Here is a 21216-nt window from a genome sequence, read left to right on the forward strand (position 1 = left end):
AATGAGCTACGACTCGGTGTTTAAACCCGGCCTGTTTAGCGGCCAGACCATCATGGTCACCGGCGGCGGCAGCGGCATCGGCCGTTGCACCGCCCATGAACTGGCCAATCTGGGGGCCCATGTGGTGCTGGTCGGGCGCAAGCTGGAAAAGCTCGAAACCACCTGCGGCGAGATCATCGAAGACGGCGGCAGCGCCAGTTTTCAGGTATGCGATATCCGAGATGAAGAGGCCGTCAAGGCCATGGTGAAAACCGTGGTAGCCGAACGCGGGCAGATTCATCACCTGGTCAACAACGCCGGTGGCCAGTTCCCCGCGCCACTGATCGGCATCAACCAGAAAGGCTTCGAAACCGTGGTGCGCACCAACCTGGTGGGCGGTTTTCTGATCGCCAAGGAAGTCTTCCTGCAAAGCATGAGCAAACATGGCGGCAGCATCGTCAACATGCTCGCCGATATGTGGGGCGGCATGCCGGGCATGGGCCATTCGGGTGCGGCGCGCGCCGGTATGGAGAACTTCACCAAGACCGCCGCCTACGAATGGGGCCACGCCGGGGTGCGGGTCAACGCCGTGGCACCGGGCTGGATCGCCTCCAGCGGCATGGACACCTACCCCGAGTCGATGAAAAACATGATCCGCAACCTCAAGGATCACGTGCCGCTGCAACGCATCGGCAGCGAATCGGAAGTGGCCGCGGCCATCGTCTTCCTCCTCACGCCGGGTGCCAACTTTATCAGCGGCAACACCATCCGCATCGACGGCGCCGCCAGCCAGGGCACCCGCGCCTGGACCCTGGGCAAGGCGAAAAACAGCGAGACCTATAACGGCTTCCACCGGGCGTATATGCCTGACGTGTTCAAGGGCGAGGAGTAACGCCATGCCGGTTATCCAATCCGAAATCGATGTACATGGCGAGGACTTCGCCAACAACCGCGAGGCCATGCTCGCGGCCGTGGCCAGCTTTCGCCAAATCGAACAGAACTGCCTGAACAAGGCTGCTGAAGCCAAGGCCAAATTTGAAAAGCGCGGCCAGTTGCTGCCGCGTGAACGCCTGAATCTGCTGCTCGACCCCGGCGCGCCGTTTCTCGAACTGTCGTCGCTGGCCGGCTACAAACTGCACGATGACAAGGACGGCACCCAGGCCGGCGGCGGGATCATTTCCGGCATCGGCTATATCGCCGGGGTGCGCTGCCTGGTCACCGCCAGCAACAGCGCGATCAAGGGCGGCACCATCTCCCCCACCGGCTTGAAGAAAACCCTGCGCCTGCAGCAGATCGCCTTCGAGAACAAACTGCCAGTGGTGGCGCTGACCGAAAGTGGCGGTGCCAACCTCAACTATGCCGCCGACATCTTTGTCGAAGGCGCGCGCGGCTTTGCCAACCAGGCGCGCATGTCGGCCATGGGCTTGCCACAGATCACCGTGGTGCACGGCTCCAGCACCGCTGGCGGGGCCTATCAGCCAGGGCTGTCGGATTATGTGGTGGTGGTACGCGGTAAGGCCAAGATGTTTCTCGCAGGTCCCCCCTTGCTGAAAGCTGCCACCGGCGAAATCGCCACCGATGAGCAACTGGGCGGCGCCGAGATGCACGCCCAGGTCGCCGGCACCGCCGAGTACCTGGCCGAGAACGACGCCGATGGCGTACGCATCGCTCGTGAAATCCTCGCCATGCTGCCGTGGAACGCCCAACTGCCGGCACGCCCAGCCAAGGTCTACAGCGAGCCGCTGTTCCCGGCTGAAGAACTGCTCGGCCTAGTCCCGGCAGATGCCAAGAAGCCCTACGACGTACGCGAAATCATCGCCCGCATCGCCGACGGCTCGGCCTTTCTCGACTTCAAGAACGAGTTCGACAACCAGACCGTCTGCGGCCACTTGCAGATCGAAGGCCAGCCCTGCGGCTTTATCGGCAACAACGGTCCGATCACCCCGCAAGGCGCGGCCAAGGCGGCGCAATTTATCCAGCTGTGCGAGCAGAGCAACACGCCGATCCTGTTCTTCCACAACACCACCGGTTTTATGGTCGGCACCGAGTCGGAACAGCTCGGCGTGATCAAGCACGGCTCGAAGATGATCCAGGCCGTGGCCAACGCCACAGTGCCGAAACTGACCATAGTCGTCGGCGGCTCCTATGGCGCCGGCAACTACGCTATGTGCGGCCGTGGCCTCGACCCGCGCTTTATCTTCGCCTGGCCCAACAGCAAGACCGCCGTGATGGGCGGTGCCCAGGCCGGCAAGGTGCTGCGTATCGTCACCGAGGAAAAACACCTCAAGGAAGGCAAGGAAGCCGACCCGAAAATGCTCGATATGCTGGAAACCGTCACCGCACAGAAACTCGACAGCCAGTCCACCGCACTCTATGGCACCGCCAGCCTGTGGGACGACGGCCTGATCGACCCTCGCGATACACGCAAGCTGCTCGGCTACCTACTGGATATCTGTGCCGAGGCCGCCGCCCGCCCTCTTAAATCGAACACCTTTGGCGTAGCCCGCCTGTAACCCTTCGGAGAATAAAAAGATGATCTTTACCCAAGAACACGAAGAGCTGCGCCGCACGGTCCGTAACTTTGTCGACAAGGAAATCAACCCGCACGTCGAGCAATGGGAAAAAGAGGGCCGTTTCCCGATCCACGATATTTTCAAGAAGGCCGGAGACCTGGGCCTGCTGGGCATCTCCAAGCCAGAGAAATTCGGCGGCATGGGCCTGGACTACAGCTACTCGATCATCGCGGCCGAAGAGTTCGGCACCATCATCTGCGGCGGCATCCCGATGTCCATCGGCGTGCAGACCGACATGTGCACCCCGGCGCTGGCGCGCTTCGGCTCCGATGAGCTGCGTGAAGAGTTCCTCAAGCCGGCAATCACTGGCGAGATGGTCGGCTGTATCGGCGTCTCCGAAGTTGGCGCCGGCTCGGATGTGGCCGGGCTAAAGACCACCGCACGCAAAGACGGTGATGACTACGTAATCAACGGCAGCAAGATGTGGATCACCAACTCGCCATCCGCTGACTTTATCTGCCTGCTGGCCAATACCTCGGACGACAAGCCACACGTCAACAAGTCGCTAATCATGGTGCCGATGAAGACCCCAGGCATCTCGGTCAGCCCGCACCTGGACAAGCTCGGCATGCGCAGTTCGGAGACTGCTCAGGTGTTCTTCGACAACGTGCGCGTGCCGCAGCGCTACCGCATCGGCCACGAAGGCGCGGGTTTTATGATGCAGATGCTGCAGTTCCAGGAAGAGCGCCTGTTCGGCGCGGCCAACATGATCAAGGGCCTGGAGCATTGCATCAACGCCACCATCGATTACTGCAAGGAGCGCAAAACCTTCGGCAACGCGCTGATCGACAACCAGGTCATCCACTTCCGCATGGCCGAACTGCAGACCGAAGTCGAGTGCCTGCGCGCCCTGGTTTATCAGGCCACCGAGCAGTACGTACGCGGCCGCGACGTGACCAACCTGGCCTCGATGGCCAAACTCAAGGCAGGTCGTCTTGGCCGTGAAGTCACCGACAGCTGCCTGCAGTACTGGGGCGGCATGGGCTATATGTGGGAAAACCCGGTAGCCCGCGCCTACCGCGACGTGCGCCTGGTGAGCATCGGCGGCGGTGCCGACGAAATCATGCTGGGCATTATCTGCAAGCTGATGGGCATTCTGCCGGGGAAGAAAAAATAGCCGGGAGCTATTTTTAACGTCGCGTAGCGACGGCCCGAAGGGTGGCCGCCAGGGATGGCGAGCCATAAAGAAGGGCTAAGAACGGAAAAACGTAGGGTGGACGTCGCTTCTACGTCCACCGTGGCACCGCTCGGTGGGTCGATAAGACGTGCCCCACCCTACCCCACCTCCCCTGGCGAATACATCAAGGAGCCTGCCATGGCTGACCTACCGAACTGCGAAACCCTGCTGCTAAGCCTCGATGCCGGCGTGCTGCACATCACCCTCAATCGCCCGGACAGCCGCAATGCCATGAGCCTGGCCATGGTCAGCGAATTGCGCGCCGTGCTGGAAAGCCTGCGCAATGATCTGAACGTACGCGCCATTGTGCTGCGCGGTGCCGGTGGTCATTTCTGCGCCGGCGGTGACATCAAGGACATGGCCGGTGCAAGAGCAGCCGGTGGCGACGCCTACCGCAGCCTTAACCGCGCCTTCGGCAGCCTGCTGGAAGAAGCGCAGAACGCGCCACAGGTGCTGATCGCCGTGCTGGAAGGCGCGGTACTGGGCGGCGGCTTCGGCCTGGCCTGCGTCTCGGATATTGCCATCTGCCAGCAGGACGCCAAGTTCGGCCTACCGGAGACCACCTTGGGGATTCTGCCCGCACAGATCGCGCCTTTTGTGGTCAAGCGAATCGGCCTGACCCAGACCCGCCGCCTGGCCCTCACCGCCGCCCGCTTTAACGGCAGCGAAGCCGAACGGCTGGGCCTGGTGCATTTCAGTGAAGCCGACAGCGAGCACCTCGACGTGCGCTTGCAGCAGGTGCTCAGCCAAGTACGCCAATGCGCGCCGCAGGCCAATGCGCAGACCAAGGCGCTGCTGCTGGCTGCCGAGCAGGAAGCCCTCGGCCCGCTGCTGGACAGCGCCGCCGAGCAGTTCGCTGCAGCGGTAACCGGCGCAGAAGGCATCGAAGGCACCATGGCGTTTGTACAGAAACGCGCGCCCACGTGGGCGCTGTAACGGATCGGGTGGACGGCCCCGTGGGGTGGATATCGCTTTTCACATCCACCCGCGTGATGAAAGACAACAAGCGGTGGATCGATAAAGCGCGATCCACCCTACGAAACCCGAGACCGTAGCCGGATGCAATCCGCGACTCGACTCACAGGAGCACGAAGATGCCCGCATTCAACAAAATTCTGATCGCCAACCGCGGGGAAATCGCCTGCCGGGTGATGCGTACCGCCCAGGATCTCGGCTACCGCACCGTGGCTGTCTACTCCGAAGCCGACAGCGACGCCCGCCATGTGCAGCTGGCCGATGAAGCCATCTGCATCGGCCCGGCCCAGGTCAACCAGTCCTATCTGGTGATTGAGAACATCATCAGCGCAGCGCAGAAAAGCGGCGCCGATGCGATCCACCCTGGCTACGGCTTTCTCTCGGAAAATGCTGAGTTCGCCCGCGCCTGCGAAGCCGCCGGCATCGTATTTATCGGCCCGACCGTGGAAGCCATCCACCTGATGGGCAGCAAGCGCCTGTCGAAGATCGCCATGCTCGAAGCCAGCGTGCCGTGCATTCCCGGCTATGAAGGCGCCGCCCAGGACGACGAAACCCTGAGCCGCGAGGCCGAGCGTATTGGCTACCCGCTGATGATCAAGGCCAGCGCCGGTGGTGGTGGCCGTGGCATGCGTCTGGTACACGAATCCAGTGAGCTGCTGGCGCAGATCCGCACCGCCCGTTCGGAAGCGCAGAACGCCTTCGGCTCCGGCGAGCTGATTCTGGAGCGCGCAGTGATCCAGCCGCGCCATGTGGAAATCCAGGTGTTCGGCGACCAGCACGGCAGCATCGTTTACCTGGGTGAGCGCGACTGCTCGGTGCAGCGCCGCCACCAGAAAGTGGTCGAGGAAGCGCCCTGCCCCGTGATGACGGCCGAGCTGCGTAAAGCCATGGGCGAAGCCGCGGTGAAAGCGGCGGCCTCGGTCAACTACGTCGGCGCCGGCACCGTGGAGTTTCTCCTCGACCAGAGCGGCGAATTCTTCTTCCTGGAAATGAACACCCGCTTGCAGGTCGAGCATCCGGTCACCGAACTGATCACCGGCCAGGACCTGGTCGCCTGGCAGATCCGCGTGGCTGAAGGCCAGCCGCTGCCGCTCAAGCAGGACGAGATTCGTCTGACCGGCCATGCCATGGAAGTGCGCCTGTACGCCGAAGACGCCGCCCACAATTTCCTGCCGCAAACCGGCACAGCCCTGCGCTGGGAGCCGGCGCTACGCGACGGCATTCGCATCGACCATGGCCTGGTCGAAGGCCAAACCATCAGCCCGTTCTACGACCCGATGCTGGCCAAGGTCATCGCCTATGGCGCTACCCGCGAAGAAGCGCGACGCAAATTGGTGCGGGCGGTTGAGGATTGCGTGCTGCTGGGCGTCAACGGCAACCAGCGCTTTCTCGCCAACCTGCTCAAGCACCCGGAGTTCGCCGCAGGCAACGCCACCACCGCGTTTATCGCCGAGCATTTCGCCGATGACCCGAGCCTTAGCCCGCAACCGCCTAAAGCTGCCGAATTAGCCGCTGCCGCCGCCTTGCTGTTTCAGCAATCGGCCAATACCCGCGCTCACCAACCGGGCCTGTCCGGCTGGCGCAATGCCGGCAGCGCACCCTGGCGTTTTCTGCTCAAACAGGGTGAACAGCAATTCAGCGTGGAGCTGGAAGTATTGGAAGACGGCCGACAGCCCAGCCTGCTAGCCAAAATTGGCGAACAGCAAGTCAGCCTCAAGTTGCTGGCCTGCGACGGCCGCTGGACCACCCTGGAGCTGGACGGCATTCGCCAGCGCCTGGCCTATCACCTGGACGGCCAAAACCTCTGGCTATACGGCCATAACGGCAATCTGCAGCTAACTGATATCACCCATTTGCCCGTCAGCAGCGCTGCTGGCGCCGGTTCGGGCAGCGTCAAAGCACCGATGGACGGGGCAATTGTCGAAGTACTGGTGGAAGAAGGCGCCAGCGTCAGCAAGGGCCAGCTGTTGCTGGTGCTGGAAGCGATGAAGATGGAGCACCCGCTCAAGGCCAGCATCGACGGCGTGGTGCGCCGCATTGGCGTCAGCCGTGGCGATCAGGTGAAAAACCGTCAGCTGCTGGTGGAAATCGAAGCCCGCGAAGCCTGAGCCCAGGGTGGATGACGCGTCCCCCATCCACCATCACGCCGCCAAGGTGGATGAAAAAAGCCTCATCCACCCTACAAAAACAACAATAACTGGAGCACGCATATGTCACTGCAAGGTAAAACCCTGTTTATCACCGGCGCCAGTCGCGGCATCGGCCGTGAAATCGCCCTACGCGCCGCGCGCGAAGGCGCCAATATCGTGATTGCAGCGAAAAGCGCCGAGCCCCACGCCAAACTGCCCGGCACCATCCACTCGGTAGCTGCAGAAGTTGAGGAAGTTGGCGGCAAGGCCCTGGCCCTGCAAGTCGATGTGCGTGACGAACACGCAGTAAAAACCGCCATGACCAAAGCCGCCGCGCATTTTGGCGGCATCAATGCACTGATCAACAACGCGGGTGCCATCAAGCTGGTGGGTGTGGAGAAACTCGACCCCAAGCGCTTCGACCTGATGTTCCAGATCAACACCCGCGCGGTGATGGTCTGCAGCCAGGCAGCGTTGCCCTACCTCAAGGACAGCCGTGGCCATATTCTCAGCCTGTCGCCACCGCTTAACCTCGACGCCAAGTGGTTCGCCAACTACGGCCCCTACACCACCACCAAATACGGTATGAGCATGCTGACCCTGGGCATGCACGAGGAATTCAGGAAGTACGGCATCAGCGTCAACTCACTGTGGCCAAAGACGGTAATCGCCACCGCCGCCATCGAGTTCGAAGCCGGCGGCCCCGCGGTGATGAAGGCGGCACGCCTGCCGGCGATCATGGCTGATGCCGCCCACGCCATTCTGTCCAGCAACGAACGCAGCATCAGCGGGCGTCTGCTGATCGACGAGGACATTCTCCGTGAGCAGGGCCAGAGCGACTTCGAGCAGTACCGCTATGACCCGGCCGGCAAACTGATGAACGATCTGTTTGTCGACTAATCGCTGAGCCAGCTCACCGTGGCGCAGGTCTGGCCTTCGGCTTCAGGTGACTGGCTGGAGCCGCCAAGGCGGATTCAGACGATTTTCACCGGCGTGATACAGGCACAGCGGATTACCGTCGGGGTCCTGCAGATAGGCTTCGCGCCACAGCCAGGGTTGGTCGGTCGGCAGCATGCTGAACTCGATACCCTGGGCCTGCAGGCGCGCGACAGTCTGATCCAGTTCAGCGCATTCGAAGTAGATCAGGGTCTGGCTGGCCGGCACCTGTTCGGCCCTGCTCAACGAAAAGCTCGCCTGGCCATCCGGGCAGCAGAAGCGTGCATAGTCCGGCAGGCTCTCGACAATCAGTTGCAGCCCCAGTTGCTGGTAAAAGCGGATCGCGCGCGGCACATCGGTGACCGCCACAGTGATCTGGTTCAGGTTCATTCCACCCTCCTGATTCAGCGCCTAATCGCACTGGCGTATCGAACTAATGCCACAGCGCCGAGCGCGCTGGCAATACGTGGGCTGCCCGCTATTTGCCGATCTGCCCTACCCGGCTTGCGCCAGAGCCATGGCAGGGGTGCATGCCGGCGACTAGAGTTGGGCTTCGCCCCGTATAACAACCCTAAACGCGAGCGCCATGAGCCAGACCGATCTGATTTCCCCCCTGCGTTTCCTTGCCCGCCTGCCCCAGCACCTGCCGCGCGTACCGCGCATGTTGCGCGGTCTGTATTACGCCGGTATTCGCAATCGCGAGAAGAACCTGTCGCTGGCCTGGGCGCTGGAACGTGCGGCGCAGCAGCACCCGGAGCGCCCGGCGCTGCTGGATGAATCGCGCAGCCTCAGCTATGCCCAGTTCAACGCCTGGGCCAACCGCCTGGCCTGGGCCTTCAAGGCCGAAGGCGTGCGCCATGGCAGCGTGGTGGCGGTGATGCTGGAAAACCGCCTGGAGCTGCTGACGATCCTCGCGGCGCTAAGCAAGCTCGGCGCAGTCGGCGCGCTGGTCAACACCACTCAGCGCGGTAAGGTGCTGACGCACAGTCTGAATCTGGTCAAACCGGGTTTTATGTTGATCGGCGAAGAGCTGCTCGCCGCCTTCAATGAGGTCGCCGAGCAACTCGATAACCCAAAGACGCCGCGTTACTGGGTGGCCGATCAGGATTGCCTGCAGGACGCCGGCCAGGCCCCCAACGGCTGGACCAATTTGATGCAGCTGGCACGCAGTCAGGCCAGTGATAACCCGCCGGACAGCGCCAAGGTGCAGATGAAGGATCCTTGTTTCCTGATCTACACCTCTGGCACCACCGGCCTGCCCAAAGCCTCGATCATGAGCCACGGCAAATGGATCAAGGCCTATGGCGGCTTCGGCCATTCCGGGCTGACCCTGAACAATCAGGACGTGCTCTACCTGACTCTACCCTGCTACCACAACAACGCCGTGACCGTGTGCTGGAGCGCCGCGCTGGCTGGCGGCGCGGCCATCGCCCTGCGCCGCAAGTTCTCCGCCAGCGCCTTCTGGCCAGATGTGCAGCGCTATCAGGCGACCTGCTTCGGCTATATCGGCGAGCTGTGCCGCTATCTGCTTAACCAGCCAGAGACTCCGGCAGAGAAGAACAACAGCCTGCGCTGCATGATTGGCAACGGCCTGCGGCCCTCGATCTGGGCCGAGTTCAAGGCGCGCTTCGGAGTCGAGCAGATCACTGAGTTCTATGCCTCCAGCGAAGGCAATATCGGCTTTACCAATGTGTTCAACTTCGACAATACCGTGGGCTTCTCCCCCGCCACCTACGCCATTGTGCGCTACGACCTGGAGAACGACTGCGCAATCCGCACCGCCAAAGGTTTTCTGCAGAAAGCCGACAAGGGCGAGCCGGGTTTGCTGATCAGCGAAATCAGCTCCAAGTGGCCGTTCGACGGCTACACTGACCCAGCCAAGAGCGAGGCAGCGATCCTGCGCAACGTGTTCAAGAAGGGTGATGCCTGGTTCAACACCGGCGACCTGATGCGCGACATCGGCTGCAAGCACGCGCAATTCGTCGACCGCCTGGGTGACACCTTCCGCTGGAAAGGTGAAAACGTCTCGACCACCGAAGTGGAAAACGTTCTGGGCGCCTTCCCCGGTGTCGAGGATGCGGTGGTGTATGGCGTGGAAATCCCCGGCACCAACGGCCGCTGTGGCATGGCTGCGCTGCGCCTGAGTGAAGGCCAGCAGCTGGACAGCGCTGCCATTGCCGCACACCTAGATGCCGAATTGCCGGTATACGCCTCACCGCTGTTTATCCGCCTGCTGGGCGAGGTGGAAACCACCGGCACCTTCAAATACAAGAAGGCCGACCTCAAGCAGGCCGCCTACGATCTGACGCGGGTGCAAGAACCGCTATGGGTGCGTCTGCCGGGCGAGCAGCGCTTTACCCCACTGGACCCCAACCTGTTCGCCGCCATTGGCGAGCAAGCCTATCGCTTCTAATTGCCCCCAGCAGGCAGGCTTTCAGCCCTGCCTGCTACTGCTTGAATTCGAACTCCAGTTGCGCGCCTTCCACCGATTGCCAGTAGTCGTCATCGCGCTCGTTGGTGATCAGCTTGCCATTGAGTTGAAAAGGACTCTCCGGCGCGACTTTCTCGCCAAACATAGGCGGTAATAGCGGGGTCGACAGGTCGCTGAGCGGTGCCACCGGCTGCAGGGGATCAAACACATTGGTATGCAGGCTCAGATCCAACGGTGCTTTCGGCTCAGCCGGCTCGGGCTTGCTCGCAATCACAGCGGGTTTTGGCTTGGCTGGAACCGGTTTGGCTTCGGCAGCCTTGGGCTGCGCAAGCTTGCTCACAACGAGCGCATGCTCGGCCTTGGCCGCTTTGCTGGTAACCACGGCTTGTGCTGGTTGCGCCTTGGCGGTTTCAACCTTGGACGGTGCAGGAGGGTTGGTGCTTTGCTCGCAGGCCGCCAGTGACAACAGTGTCAGCAGCAATGCGAGGCTTCGAATAGGCAACATGGGCAGTTACAAAGGCAGTGACACAAGTCGCTATGCTGGCCCCTGCCCTGTGCACTGGCAAGCGCGTAATCGGTACGGCAGGTAACAGCGTACTAAGAATCAGCCGACGGCCACCCGTATCGATGGCCGCCAGCGACTGACCTACCCCGCCTTATTCAGCCGATTGCAGCTGCTGCAATTGCGCGTCGATATCCAGCTCCGGGTTCTCGCGCATCAGCTGTAACAGCAAGGCATCGGCCTCGTCCGTCCAGCCATCACGGCGCAATTTGAGTAAGCGTTGCAACTCGCTGCGCAGTTGCTGCTCGGCCTGACGGCCTGCAGCCTCTACCGCTTTATCGGGGGCTGATACAGCGGGCGCACGGGCTGCTTGTGGCTGTTGTTCATGCAACGCATCGGCCGCAGGTTCTTCACGTAGCAGCTGATTGGACGCTCCGGCCGAAAGCTTTTTCTCGGGTTTGGCGGCATCGGCGCTGTAGCCCTGGATCACTGGCGCAGGCTGCGCCGCACGTGAGCGCTCTGCCTCATCAGCCATCACCGCGGATTCTGCCAGTGGCGCGGGCATCGGTGCGGATTGCGGTGCCATCCTTGCCGCAGCCGGCGCCATGGGCGCGCCACTGGGCACGGCATCGAAGGCATCTGGAGCCTGCTCGAAGGTGCGCCAGGTCAGGCTCACCCCAATCCCCAGGCAAGCGACCCCAGCCAACGCCACCGACCAGCGTTGCCGACCGCCTGCGCCGAACAGCCAGCTGTGCAGGCGCACGACCAAACTGGGCTGAGCCTTATCTGTGGCCACATCGCGCACGGCGGCACTGGCCGCCGCGAGAATCTGAGCGTCCAGCTGCGCACTGGGCTCACCGCCGCTGTGCTGGCGGAAATGCTCCAGCATCTGCCGTTCCTGCTCATCGAGCCTATGTTGATCATGGTTCATACGGACAACTCCTCGGCGGCCGGGTCAGCCAGCAGCCGACGTAACTTCTGCAGGGCATAGCGCAAACGGCTTTTCACCGTTTCTGTGGGTATTTGGGTCAGCTCGGCAATCTCGGCCAGTTCCAGATCACCGTGGGCGCGCAGCAGAAATACTTCGCGCTGCTCTGCCGGTAAATCCGCCAGGGCGGCCTCTAAACGCTGCTGATCGCGGCTCAGGCTGAGCTGTTGCTCAGGCCCCGGCTGCGGGTCGTGCGGGGCATGCTGCTGTTCATCGTACTCAGCATGCCCCGTCTGGTGCCGACCGTGCTTGCGCCAGGTGTCGATCAAGCGGTTGCGGCCGATCTGATATAGCCAGGTCTTGAACAGCACGCTATCGCGCTGTTCACTCTGGCTGCGGATCAGGCTCATCCAGGTGTCTTGAAACACCTCCTCGGCCAGGGCGTGGTCGCCACACAGGCCGAGCAGAAAGCGGAACAAGCCGAGGCGATGGCGCTGATACAACTCGGCGAAAGCCGCCGCATCACCGCGGCGGTAACGCCGCAACAAGGCGGCGTCATTTTCATACTTTAAAGCTGAATTCACTGCAGCCCTCATGCATGACGGTTATCGTTTGGATTCTGCAGACTGACGGAAAATTGCACCAGTTCCACACCTATTGTTGCCTTGAGTAGCCATTTCACACAGCAGCCTCTCTTACACTTTTCGCCATTCCAACGGGCGTATCGCCGACTGTTCTCCAGCTGCGCAGGTGACCAGTATCTAGGCGCTCCCACTGCTTGCCACGCGGCAACTCCTCGCTAGGCATCCACAAGGTCACAGATCGAATCAGCATCTGCTTCGGCCAAGCGAGCAAACTGGCAAGCGGCAGACTCATGAGCTCCCCCAGATCCCCTGCTGTTTCTTGATCATTGGCAAAGGTACGCACTAGCAGCACTTGTGCATCGAAACCTTCAAAGCATGGCCTGCACCCAATAGCCTGAGGGGCCGTGTATAGGGCTCGATCCTGGGTATCCAGTAACAACAGATTCCAGTGCGGCGCCTCGGTCACACCCGCTTGCCCAGCCTCACAGTGGCTGAGACGAGACAGCACCAGATAGCGTCCATCGGCCGACCAAATCATCGAAGGTGCCAGATCAGGGACAGCACACCCCGACGCGGTAATCAGACAAGCTCCACCGCACGGCTCAGTACAGCTCGCCCGCTTATCCGCGCTGATGCCAGCGCTAGCGAACATCCAGGCAGCGTCTCGCCCTCCGGGAGCCGGCAGTATGCAGTCGCCCTGAGCACTGGCTACAGGTGGCTGCAATGCCAGGCGCCAGGTAGGCAGTAAACGCAGGCCAAGCGGGTCTACAGTCAACTGCAAACGCTCGTAATAGAGCCTACCCGCAGCCGTGGCGGCCACGAAGCGGTCACCTTGTTGCGGATCAGGCGCCGCCTGCTGGAAGCGTTGCAAAGGTGTAGACTCGACTGCATCTGCCAGCCGCCCACGTATACAGATAAAGCTGACAACTCCGCTCTGAAAGCTGTCCAGGCAGGCGATCAGCGGCGCCTCCTCCAGCATAAGCAGCCGCTGGGCCAGAATATCGGCGACGAACAAACGGTGAGGCACGGCCGGAAACTCGGCAAAGGCGATCAGCGCCAGATAGCGACCGCAATCAGACACCCGATGGTCGAGACACCATTGGCCTTCCAGCTGCCAGGTTCCGATGCGGCAGCTAAAGACACTCTGACGGGCATCCAAACTAGTGCGCATCCAACTCAAACAGGGCCGCACACCACCTTGCATAGGCGCTAATTCCAGCGATAAACCTTCTCGCCCCTTAGCATCTAAAGGCGTACAGAGTCGCACCGGGGCCAGATGTCGCTGGCCGAGAAGTGCCCGCCCGCCGGCATCATGCCCAAGCAGGACGGCACGACAATCAGGACGCACCCGCAACTCGTAGCCTCCCTCGAGACTCTCAGTGCTGAGCGGTTGCAACAGCCCTTCATACCAGAGATGGCAGGCATCCAAGCGCGACGGCCCACGCCACTCAAGCATCGGATCACCCACAAGCTGTTGCCAAGGCTCACTCAGTAGGCGCCAGCCTACACTCGCTTGCCAGAGCCAACTGGACGAGCCTGTCTCCATATGCGATTGGCTTTCCGGGCGGGCCCGACACACCAGAGACTCACCGTCCTCCCTCCACAGCACTGCTTCACCGGCATCAAGCAGCAAGCCACTGGGCTGATCATCCAGCCACAGGCCGAAGCAAGGCGCCGGCTCTGCCTGGTTGACGCCATCCGGCCATAGAGGCTCACCCCGCAGACGATGCCCAGCCTGCGGGGCGACGAACCACAGGGTTCCGTTGCCATCGACCTCACCGCTGCACAGGCCAGTATGTTCCTCGACTAAGGGGGCAGATATCTCATCAATGGCAGCAGTCGAAGGCCCAATGACCTGTGCCGCAAGGCGCGACCAGCTAGCTTTGGAGGCTGCTGGTTTCAGGCTGTGGCGCAAATCCTTTGTCAGCGAAAATCGCCGGCCCAGCAGCTCCGTCCAGGCTAAACCACTCGCCGGCAGGTACTCCTGCGCCGCAACAACAGGCCACTCAACTGGGTGGCCTTGAAAGCGCAGCAAAGCTTGCCGGCCCGCTGTTACCGTCGGTGCCTTGAAGTGCTTATCAAGCCCCAGGTAAGAGGTCCAGAGGGTCAAGGCAATAACACTGAAGACCAAAATAAACAGGCCTACGCAAAAACCCAGGAACCCCGAGACCGCTGTCCACAAGTAGAAACTGAGACCCAGAAACGAAAACACCAGCGGTAACCTGAAGTGCTTGGCGAGATCAGAACGTCCATGGACGGCGGCCATTCCCATTCCAAATGCCAACAGGCCGATCAACCCGGCGCTGAGCAGTGGCGGCTGGGTAGCCCCTACCATAAGCGGAACGATAAAAAACAATAGAGCCAACACCACCTTCAGCAGCTGACGATCATGCCCTGGGCAGTCGTACTCGGCACCTTTTACGGTCATCGCGGCTCTCCTTGCCAAGGCTCAGGTGGAAATTGCGCTGGGATCATATCAGCGTCCTTGTGCCAGCGTTTTGCGCCCGGCCTCAGTATCAAACTGCAGCGGTTACAACGGGTTGAACGCTTCGGCATCACCTTGCACGAACAACGCCGCCGCTGGGTGGCGACAATATCCGTGCAAGCTATGTTCACTACTGCGCCGGAATAAGGCTCGCAGCCGATTCGCCACGCTGCAAGCTCTGGGCGATTTCGGCCAGTTGAATGAACTCACCACGCAAGCCGAAGCGATCATCCCCGCGTGCGGAGCGGGCCAATGCGATGCTCTGAGGCACGCCGAAGGCGCCAGTGTATTGGCCACCCTTGAGCTGCTGAGCAAAAGCCGCCACTGCGGCAGCAAAACGCAGATCCTCACTGGCCAGAGCAATCGCAGGGGTGTTTCGCTGCGCTTCGATAGGGATTTCCAGCAAGCGGCTGCTGCTCTGCTGCGGCGCCTTGTAGCGGATACGCAGAAGCGCCAGTTCGCCCTGCTGGCCGACAGATTTTTCCGTCCGCTGATAGCGCAGCGCCTCCAGCCAGCCCTTGCCGCCCACAGGCACCACCTCATACAGCGCTGTTACCGTGTGTCCTGCGCCGATTTCACCGGCATCGACCTTGTCGTTGCTGAAATCCTCACGTTTCAGCGCACGGTTCTCGTAGCCCAACAGGCGATACTCGCTGACCTCGGCCGGGTTGAACTCGACCTGGATCTTCACGTCACTGGCCACCGTTGCCAGGGTCGAGCTGAGCTGATCCACCAGCACCTTGCGCGCCTCGCGCAGGTTGTCGATATAGGCGTAGTTACCGTCGCCGGCATCGGCCAGCTGCTCCATCAGGCGCTCGTTGTAGTTGTCGGTGCCAAAGCCCAAGGTGGTCAGGGAGACGCCGGTCTTGCGCTTGTCGGCGGCCAGTTGCTTGAGCGCTTCAAAGTCGCTGATGCCAACATTGAAATCGCCATCGGTGGCCAGCAGGATGCGATTGATGCCGCCGTCGATAAAGCCCTGCTGCGCCTGCTGATAGGCCAGCTGAATGCCCGACTCACCCGCCGTGGAACCACCCGCCGTCAGCTGGTCGATAGCCGCACGAATCTTGGCCTTGTCACTGCCGGCAGTCGGTTCCAGCACCACGCTGGAAGAGCCTGCGTAAACCACCAGCGACACCTTGTCCTGAGCGCGCAGCTGCTCGACTAGCAGCTTCAGCGTGCCCTGCACCATCGGCAGGCCATCGCGGCGATCCATCGAGCCAGAGACATCCACCAGAAACACCAGATTGGCCGGCGGAAGCTCATCTACCCGCAGATCCGAAGCCTTGATGGCGATACGCAGCAGGCGGCTCTCGGGGTTCCACGGCGTGGCTGCCAGCTCGGTGTGCACGCCGAACGGCACATTGCCCTTCGGTAGCGGATAGGCATAGGGGAAGTAATTGACCAGCTCCTCCAGGCGCACCGCGTCCTGCGGCGGCAACTGCCCGCCATTGAGGAAACGCCGCACATTGGCGTAGCTACCGGTATCCACATCGATGCTGAAGGTCGACACCGGAGTCTCGGCCACGGCATGCACCGGGTTGTCAGCCAGTTTCTGATACTGCTCGCGACTCTGGTCGCGGTAGCCCGGCGGCAAGAAATCGGCTTGCACAGACATCGGCATCGGCGCATACGCCACGCTGGGCATCACCGCCCTGCCCGCCACCTGGCTTTTGCGTTGCAGTTCCGCAGGGGCAGCGGCCAGCTGTTCATGCAACTCGGCCCGTTCACGTTCATGGGCCTGATCGCTCAGCTGTGGGCTGCCAGCCTCGGTGGCCGGCGCTTCGGGGTTGGCGGCGCTGCAAGCACCAAGGCTGATCAGTACGCCTGCGGTAAAACCGGCAAGCAGAGGGCGGGTAAGCAATACGGGGTAAGCAGACATGGGGGCATCTCCTGAGCGATCGAATAAACCATTCGCTCAGGTAGACGCAGCGACATACAGAAACGGGTTAACAGCCTAGAAAAGCAAAGGCCCATCATCGGATGGGCCTTTGCTTGGACACTATCGCTTATGATCTATTGCCAATTGGCTGCAATCACTACATCAAGTTGCGCTCGCTGATCAGCGCTGAGGTTGGACTCACCGCCAGGTGGCACACCGAACGAAGCCATGGCGTCGACCAAACTCTGCACCTGCCCGTCCAACAAAGTTCTACCATCGGCAGTCTTGAACTGATCCAGATGATAGTTGCTGCCCGAATACCAGTTGCTCACAGTTGCTTTATCGTCAGTGCCGATGACACTGACTTCCAAACTTGAGCCGACCTTGCGGAACCACAACTGCTCCAGTGATATCCCATCGCCAAATAACAAGGTATCGACGCTATCCGGCGAGCTGTCATTATTGGTAATACGGTCCTGATCTGAGCCAATACCGAACAGATAAGTATCGGAACCCTCACCGCCTTCAAGGCTGTCGTTACCGGAAGCACCGTCCAATACATCATTGCCATCACCGCCGTAGAGTCGGTCATTACCATCGCCACCAAATAGGTGGTTATCCGCACTATTGCCGCGAATAGTGTTATCCAGCTCGTTACCATGCCCCATGATCGCCGTGCTGCCGGTCAGGGTCAGATTCTCGACATTCACGCCCAAACCAAAATCGACACTCGACTTGACGGTATCGATACCGCCATCAACCTCTTCGATAACCTGGTCACCCCAAGAATCGACCATATAGAGATCGTTACCGGCGCCACCAGTCATGGTGTCATCACCAGTACCACCATCCAGAGTGTCGTTACCTTCGCCGGCATGCAGCCAATCGTTGCCAGCACCACCCTGCAGACGGTTATTTCCTTCGAAGTCCATCAGGTGGTCATTACCATCGCCGCCGAAAAGGCGATCGTCACCGGCCATGCCCATTAGATGATCATCGCCGTCTCCACCTTCCAAGGTGTCATTTCCTGCACCACCTATCAAAATTTCGCTACCCACAGTCCCATTGAGTTTCATTCAAGCTCCTTATATATATTTGTTAGTTTTTAACTTACTAAACCACCAACGCCAAGAGCATAGATATAGAGAGTCAAGCCTATACCATTAACTCAATGGCATACCAGCAACTAGCTGTAACAGAGTACAACTGTGCCCAGCTGACAAACTACTTTCATATCACCGCACCAAAAACTCAGCCTTGCCCTACAAAACTTTCGCAAGCAAATTTTAAATACGAGTTAAAACAATCCTCCTACTAACTCCGCAATCAAATCACCTGGCAGCGCTTAGAGAGATGACTAAAGCACTACAAACACGAAAACATACGCATTAATACAGCGTTACTTACAGGTGTCCTGCTATTGGACTGGTGAGCTAAGCGGCCACGATGGCCTTTCCAGCCTCTTGGCTTTAGAAGTGCACGGACTCCGTGGAGGGCTTACCTGAGTTATCACTTACCCATAGGGGATGACTTGCAGTTAAAGAGAAGGCTCGCCTTTCAACGAGCCCTTTCTTTCAATCAACGCATAGAGCTATTGCCAGTTGGCTGCAATCACCACATCCAGCTGCGCCCGCTGATCGGCAGTGAGGTTGGACTCACCACCAGCAGGCACACCGAACGAGGCCATCGCATCGACCAAGGTTTGGACACGGGCTGCAGTAAGCGCAAGACCACCAGAGCTCTGCAACGACTCTATTCGCGAAGCGCCATTGGAATACCAGTTGCTCACAGTAACGCGATCACTGGTGCCCTCAACTAAGACATCGAGATTATTGCCATTGCGCTGAAACCAGAGCTGATCGGGGGACAGACCCAAGAGCAGTTGATCATTGCCCCCGCTATCGGTGATCGTGTCCACGCCATCACCTAGGTTGAACACATAGGTATCGGCGTAATAACTACCGACGAGCGTGTCGTCGCCAGTACCACCTGAGAGCAGGTTGTCTTTTGAGGAGAGATGTACCTTCAGCGTGTCGTTGCCGGCACCGCCATACAGCTTATTGCTGCCCGTGCCGCCATCGAGGATGTCGTTACCAGCACCGCCTTCGATGATGTCATTACCCGCCCAACCCACAATGGTCTCTGCACCATCGCTACCGACCTGCTTAACGCCGGCCTGCATCATCTCTTCCCAGGTCCACACCGTGCCATCGGCGAACTCAACTTTCTCAAGCACGTTGTTAACTAGGTAGTTGGACGTCGAACTCGTTGCGGAGAAGATGCCCTTCAACACCACCTTGTCCATGCCGTTACTGTGCGAGAACACGAAGTCGATACCCACCCGCTGGGTCTGAATGTCCGTGACTGCAATGCCTTCGCCGAAGCGCAAAATGTCGGTGTAAACAGTCGAGCTGCCATTGGCACTCTCGGTGATCGTGTCCACGCCATCACCCAGGTTGAACACATAGGTATCGGCGTAATAACTACCGACGAGCGTGTCGTCGCCAGTACCACCTGAGAGCAGGTTGTCTTTTGAGGAGAGATGTACCTTCAGCGTGTCGTTGCCGGCACCGCCATACAGCTTATTGCTGCCCGTGCCGCCATCGAGGATGTCGTTACCAGCACCGCCTTCGATGATGTCATTACCCGCCCAGCCGACAATGGTCTCTGCACCATCGCTACCGACCTGCTTAACGCCGGCCAACATCATTTGCTCCCAAGTCCACACCGTGCCATCGGCGAACTCAACTTTCTCAAGCACGTTGTTAACTAGGTAGTTGGACGTCGAACTCGTTGCGGAGAAGATGCCCTTCAACACCACCTTGTCCATGCCGTTACTGTGCGAGAACACGAAGTCGACACCCACCCGCTGGGTCTGAATGTCCGATGCCGCAATGCCTTCACCGAAGCGCAAAATGTCGGTGTAAACAGTCGAGGAGCCATTGGCACTCTCGGTGATCGTGTCCACGCCATCACCTAGGTTGAACACATAGGTATCGGCGTAATAACAACTCTCCAGATTCAAACACTACCACCTGAAGAGGAGGCGCATTCTACGCAGCTTTCGCTGCTTTGCAACCCCTTATTTAAATCTAACTTCTTGTTTTATAAGAAGTTTAAGGAGCCACATACGCCTCAAGAGCTGCGCATTATAGGGACTGCCGAACGAAGGTCAATCGATTGTTATGCTTTTGTTTCAAAAGCCGCGAACTCAAGAGTCACGACGACTCCACACCCATGCGCCGACCGCAGAAACGACAAAGCCGTTGAAGCTGACGCTTCAACGGCTTTGTAGAACCTACTGCATCTAGCGCATCACGAATCGAGCTTAAGCGTAATACGTGCAAACGCCTTCTTGCCGGCCTGACAGACATGCACGGCTCCCATCTTATATATAAAGGAGCGATCCACGACCTCTCCATCCACACGCACACCGCCGGAACCCAGCAGATCGCGCGCCATAGCAGCGTTTTTCACCAGACCTGCCTTATTAAGGAGCGCGGCAATCGGCATATCCTCAACAGACAACACCTCAATCTCTGGCAGATCATCAGGCAGCTCACCATCCTTCATTCGATTGCCCGCCGAGCGATGAGCACTGAGCGCCGCCTCTTCGCCATGGAAGCGTGCAACGATCTCTTCAGCCAGCTTGATTTTAATGTCACGGGGATTGGCTCCCTGCTCAACATCGCGCTTGAACTGCTCGATCTCCTCCATGGAGCGGAAGCTGAGCAGCTCAAAATAGCGCCACATCAAAGCATCGGGCATGGACACCAGTTTGTTGTACATGACACCAGGGGCTTCTTGGATACCTATATAGTTGCCCAATGATTTGGACATCTTCTTCACGCCATCCAACCCCTCAAGCAGCGGCATGGTGACGATGCACTGTGACGCCTGCCCATAGGAACGCTGTAACTCGCGCCCCATCAGCAGATTGAATTTCTGATCAGTGCCACCCAGCTCAACATCTGCCTGCAGAGCGACCGAGTCATAACCCTGCACCAGCGGATAGAGGAACTCATGGATTGCGATCGGCTGATTGGTCGAGTAGCGCTTACTAAAATCATCACGCTCAAGCATCCGCGCAACGGTGTACTGCGAAGTCAGACGAATGAAATCTGCCGGCCCCATCTTATCCATCCAGGTGGAGTTGAACGCGACTTCGGTTTTCGCCGGGTCGAGTATCTTGAACACCTGGCTCTTGTAGGTCTCCGCGTTTTCCAGAACCTGCTCGCGGGTCAACGGCGGGCGAGTTGCGCTCTTGCCGCTGGGATCACCAATCATCCCTGTGAAGTCACCGATCAGGAAAATCACCTGATGCCCCAGCTCCTGGAACTGACGCAGTTTATTAATAAGCACTGTGTGTCCGAGGTGCAGATCCGGTGCCGTTGGATCAAAACCGGCTTTGATACGCAGTGGCTGACCACGCTTGAGTTTCTCAACCAGCTCGGCCTCAACCAGAACCTCTTCCGCGCCACGCTTGATCAGCGCCAACTGCTCTTCAACCGACTTCATGACAGGACTCACGACCACTCAAAACAAAAGGGAACCAACCATACAAGATCGCAGACAAATCACAAGTTCTGCCCGCCACCCACCTACGCTAAGACCACCTCGCGACAACCGGGGTTGCCT

16 protein-coding genes are annotated in these 21216 nt (G+C 59.7%); 7 read left to right on the forward strand and 9 right to left on the reverse strand.

Annotation, left to right across the window (positions count from 1 at the left end; all coding sequences use genetic code 11):
* Position 1 precedes the first annotated feature (1 nt).
* The 6 genes from ACIN8IBEIGE_RS10910 (at position 2) to ACIN8IBEIGE_RS10935 (ending at position 7733) form a co-directional block, all read left to right on the forward strand.
* Positions 2–871 (forward strand): SDR family oxidoreductase, encoded by an 870-nt coding sequence (locus ACIN8IBEIGE_RS10910; RefSeq protein ID WP_160014635.1) that lies wholly within the window; start codon positions 2–4, stop codon positions 869–871.
* 4 nt (positions 872–875) lie between these two features.
* On the forward strand, positions 876–2492 hold the full coding sequence (atuC, locus tag ACIN8IBEIGE_RS10915; protein ID WP_160014636.1) for a geranyl-CoA carboxylase subunit beta: 1617 nt from the start codon (positions 876–878) through the stop codon (positions 2490–2492).
* 19 nt (positions 2493–2511) lie between these two features.
* Positions 2512–3669 carry a citronellyl-CoA dehydrogenase gene (atuD, locus tag ACIN8IBEIGE_RS10920; protein WP_160014637.1) on the forward strand — a complete coding sequence of 386 codons (1158 nt, stop codon included), beginning with the start codon at positions 2512–2514 and terminating at the stop codon, positions 3667–3669.
* A gap of 198 nt (positions 3670–3867) precedes the next feature.
* The gene (locus ACIN8IBEIGE_RS10925; RefSeq protein ID WP_160014638.1) at positions 3868–4665 is read left to right on the forward strand and encodes an enoyl-CoA hydratase/isomerase family protein; all 798 of its coding nucleotides are present in this window, start codon (positions 3868–3870) and stop codon (positions 4663–4665) included.
* Positions 4666–4823: 158 nt separating this feature from the next.
* Positions 4824–6812 (forward strand): acetyl/propionyl/methylcrotonyl-CoA carboxylase subunit alpha, encoded by a 1989-nt coding sequence (locus ACIN8IBEIGE_RS10930; protein ID WP_160014639.1) that lies wholly within the window; start codon positions 4824–4826, stop codon positions 6810–6812.
* Positions 6813–6914: 102 nt separating this feature from the next.
* Complete coding sequence (locus ACIN8IBEIGE_RS10935; RefSeq protein ID WP_160014640.1) at positions 6915–7733, forward strand: NAD(P)-dependent oxidoreductase; 819 nt, start codon at positions 6915–6917, stop codon at positions 7731–7733.
* Between the two features lie 42 nt (positions 7734–7775).
* Here the strand turns inward: ACIN8IBEIGE_RS10935 and ACIN8IBEIGE_RS10940 are convergent, their stop codons facing one another.
* Entirely contained in the window at positions 7776–8159 is a 384-nt protein-coding gene (locus tag ACIN8IBEIGE_RS10940; protein ID WP_160014641.1) for a VOC family protein, read from the reverse strand.
* 196 nt (positions 8160–8355) lie between these two features.
* On the opposite strand from ACIN8IBEIGE_RS10940, the gene ACIN8IBEIGE_RS10945 reads away from it, so the two are divergent.
* Complete coding sequence (locus tag ACIN8IBEIGE_RS10945; protein WP_160014642.1) at positions 8356–10182, forward strand: long-chain-acyl-CoA synthetase; 1827 nt, start codon at positions 8356–8358, stop codon at positions 10180–10182.
* 34 nt (positions 10183–10216) lie between these two features.
* Here ACIN8IBEIGE_RS10945 and ACIN8IBEIGE_RS10950 read toward each other — a convergent pair whose 3' ends face one another.
* The 8 genes from ACIN8IBEIGE_RS10950 to tyrS all read right to left on the reverse strand — a co-directional run bounded on the left by ACIN8IBEIGE_RS10950 (position 10217) and on the right by tyrS (position 21096).
* Entirely contained in the window at positions 10217–10705 is a 489-nt protein-coding gene (locus tag ACIN8IBEIGE_RS10950) for a hypothetical protein (protein WP_256665112.1), read from the reverse strand.
* A gap of 151 nt (positions 10706–10856) precedes the next feature.
* A complete protein-coding gene (locus ACIN8IBEIGE_RS10955; RefSeq protein WP_160014643.1) occupies positions 10857–11633 on the reverse strand; it encodes a hypothetical protein in 777 nt (258 codons plus the stop codon).
* Complete coding sequence (locus ACIN8IBEIGE_RS10960; RefSeq protein WP_178124353.1) at positions 11630–12226, reverse strand: RNA polymerase sigma factor; 597 nt, start codon at positions 12224–12226, stop codon at positions 11630–11632. The genes ACIN8IBEIGE_RS10955 and ACIN8IBEIGE_RS10960 overlap by 4 nt, the downstream gene beginning before the upstream one ends.
* A gap of 82 nt (positions 12227–12308) precedes the next feature.
* A complete protein-coding gene (locus ACIN8IBEIGE_RS10965) occupies positions 12309–14642 on the reverse strand; it encodes a hypothetical protein (protein ID WP_160014645.1) in 2334 nt (777 codons plus the stop codon).
* A 187-nt stretch (positions 14643–14829) separates the two neighbouring features.
* Positions 14830–16578 (reverse strand): VWA domain-containing protein, encoded by a 1749-nt coding sequence (locus ACIN8IBEIGE_RS10970; RefSeq protein WP_160014646.1) that lies wholly within the window; start codon positions 16576–16578, stop codon positions 14830–14832.
* Between the two features lie 134 nt (positions 16579–16712).
* Positions 16713–17654 carry a calcium-binding protein gene (locus ACIN8IBEIGE_RS10975; protein WP_160014647.1) on the reverse strand — a complete coding sequence of 314 codons (942 nt, stop codon included), beginning with the start codon at positions 17652–17654 and terminating at the stop codon, positions 16713–16715.
* A gap of 515 nt (positions 17655–18169) precedes the next feature.
* Positions 18170–19603: a calcium-binding protein gene (locus ACIN8IBEIGE_RS10980; RefSeq protein WP_160014648.1), complete on the reverse strand. Its 1434-nt coding sequence runs from the start codon at positions 19601–19603 to the stop codon at positions 18170–18172.
* A gap of 290 nt (positions 19604–19893) precedes the next feature.
* Positions 19894–21096 carry a tyrosine--tRNA ligase gene (tyrS, locus tag ACIN8IBEIGE_RS10985; RefSeq protein WP_160014649.1) on the reverse strand — a complete coding sequence of 401 codons (1203 nt, stop codon included), beginning with the start codon at positions 21094–21096 and terminating at the stop codon, positions 19894–19896.
* Between the last annotated feature and the right edge of the window lie 120 nt (positions 21097–21216).

The organism is Pseudomonas sp. 8BK, from assembly GCF_902506475.1.
Lineage (GTDB): Bacteria > Pseudomonadota > Gammaproteobacteria > Pseudomonadales > Pseudomonadaceae > Aquipseudomonas > Aquipseudomonas anguilliseptica.

Excerpts from the sequence above, each read along its gene's own strand:
- ACIN8IBEIGE_RS10960 (WP_178124353.1), bottom strand. The coding sequence starts at position 12,226 with ATGAGGGCTGCAGTGAATTCAGCTTTAAAGTATGAAAATGACGCCGCC.
- ACIN8IBEIGE_RS10955 (WP_160014643.1), bottom strand. The coding sequence starts at position 11,633 with ATGAACCATGATCAACATAGGCTCGATGAGCAGGAACGGCAGATGCTG.
- tyrS (WP_160014649.1), bottom strand. The coding sequence starts at position 21,096 with ATGAAGTCGGTTGAAGAGCAGTTGGCGCTGATCAAGCGTGGCGCGGAA.
- atuD (WP_160014637.1), top strand. The coding sequence starts at position 2,512 with ATGATCTTTACCCAAGAACACGAAGAGCTGCGCCGCACGGTCCGTAAC.
- ACIN8IBEIGE_RS10945 (WP_160014642.1), top strand. The coding sequence starts at position 8,356 with ATGAGCCAGACCGATCTGATTTCCCCCCTGCGTTTCCTTGCCCGCCTG.
- ACIN8IBEIGE_RS10925 (WP_160014638.1), top strand. The coding sequence starts at position 3,868 with ATGGCTGACCTACCGAACTGCGAAACCCTGCTGCTAAGCCTCGATGCC.
- ACIN8IBEIGE_RS10910 (WP_160014635.1), top strand. The coding sequence starts at position 2 with ATGAGCTACGACTCGGTGTTTAAACCCGGCCTGTTTAGCGGCCAGACC.
- ACIN8IBEIGE_RS10940 (WP_160014641.1), bottom strand. The coding sequence starts at position 8,159 with ATGAACCTGAACCAGATCACTGTGGCGGTCACCGATGTGCCGCGCGCG.
- ACIN8IBEIGE_RS10965 (WP_160014645.1), bottom strand. The coding sequence starts at position 14,642 with ATGACCGTAAAAGGTGCCGAGTACGACTGCCCAGGGCATGATCGTCAG.
- ACIN8IBEIGE_RS10935 (WP_160014640.1), top strand. The coding sequence starts at position 6,915 with ATGTCACTGCAAGGTAAAACCCTGTTTATCACCGGCGCCAGTCGCGGC.
- ACIN8IBEIGE_RS10950 (WP_256665112.1), bottom strand. The coding sequence starts at position 10,705 with ATGTTGCCTATTCGAAGCCTCGCATTGCTGCTGACACTGTTGTCACTG.
- ACIN8IBEIGE_RS10975 (WP_160014647.1), bottom strand. The coding sequence starts at position 17,654 with ATGAAACTCAATGGGACTGTGGGTAGCGAAATTTTGATAGGTGGTGCA.
- atuC (WP_160014636.1), top strand. The coding sequence starts at position 876 with ATGCCGGTTATCCAATCCGAAATCGATGTACATGGCGAGGACTTCGCC.
- ACIN8IBEIGE_RS10930 (WP_160014639.1), top strand. The coding sequence starts at position 4,824 with ATGCCCGCATTCAACAAAATTCTGATCGCCAACCGCGGGGAAATCGCC.
- ACIN8IBEIGE_RS10970 (WP_160014646.1), bottom strand. The coding sequence starts at position 16,578 with ATGTCTGCTTACCCCGTATTGCTTACCCGCCCTCTGCTTGCCGGTTTT.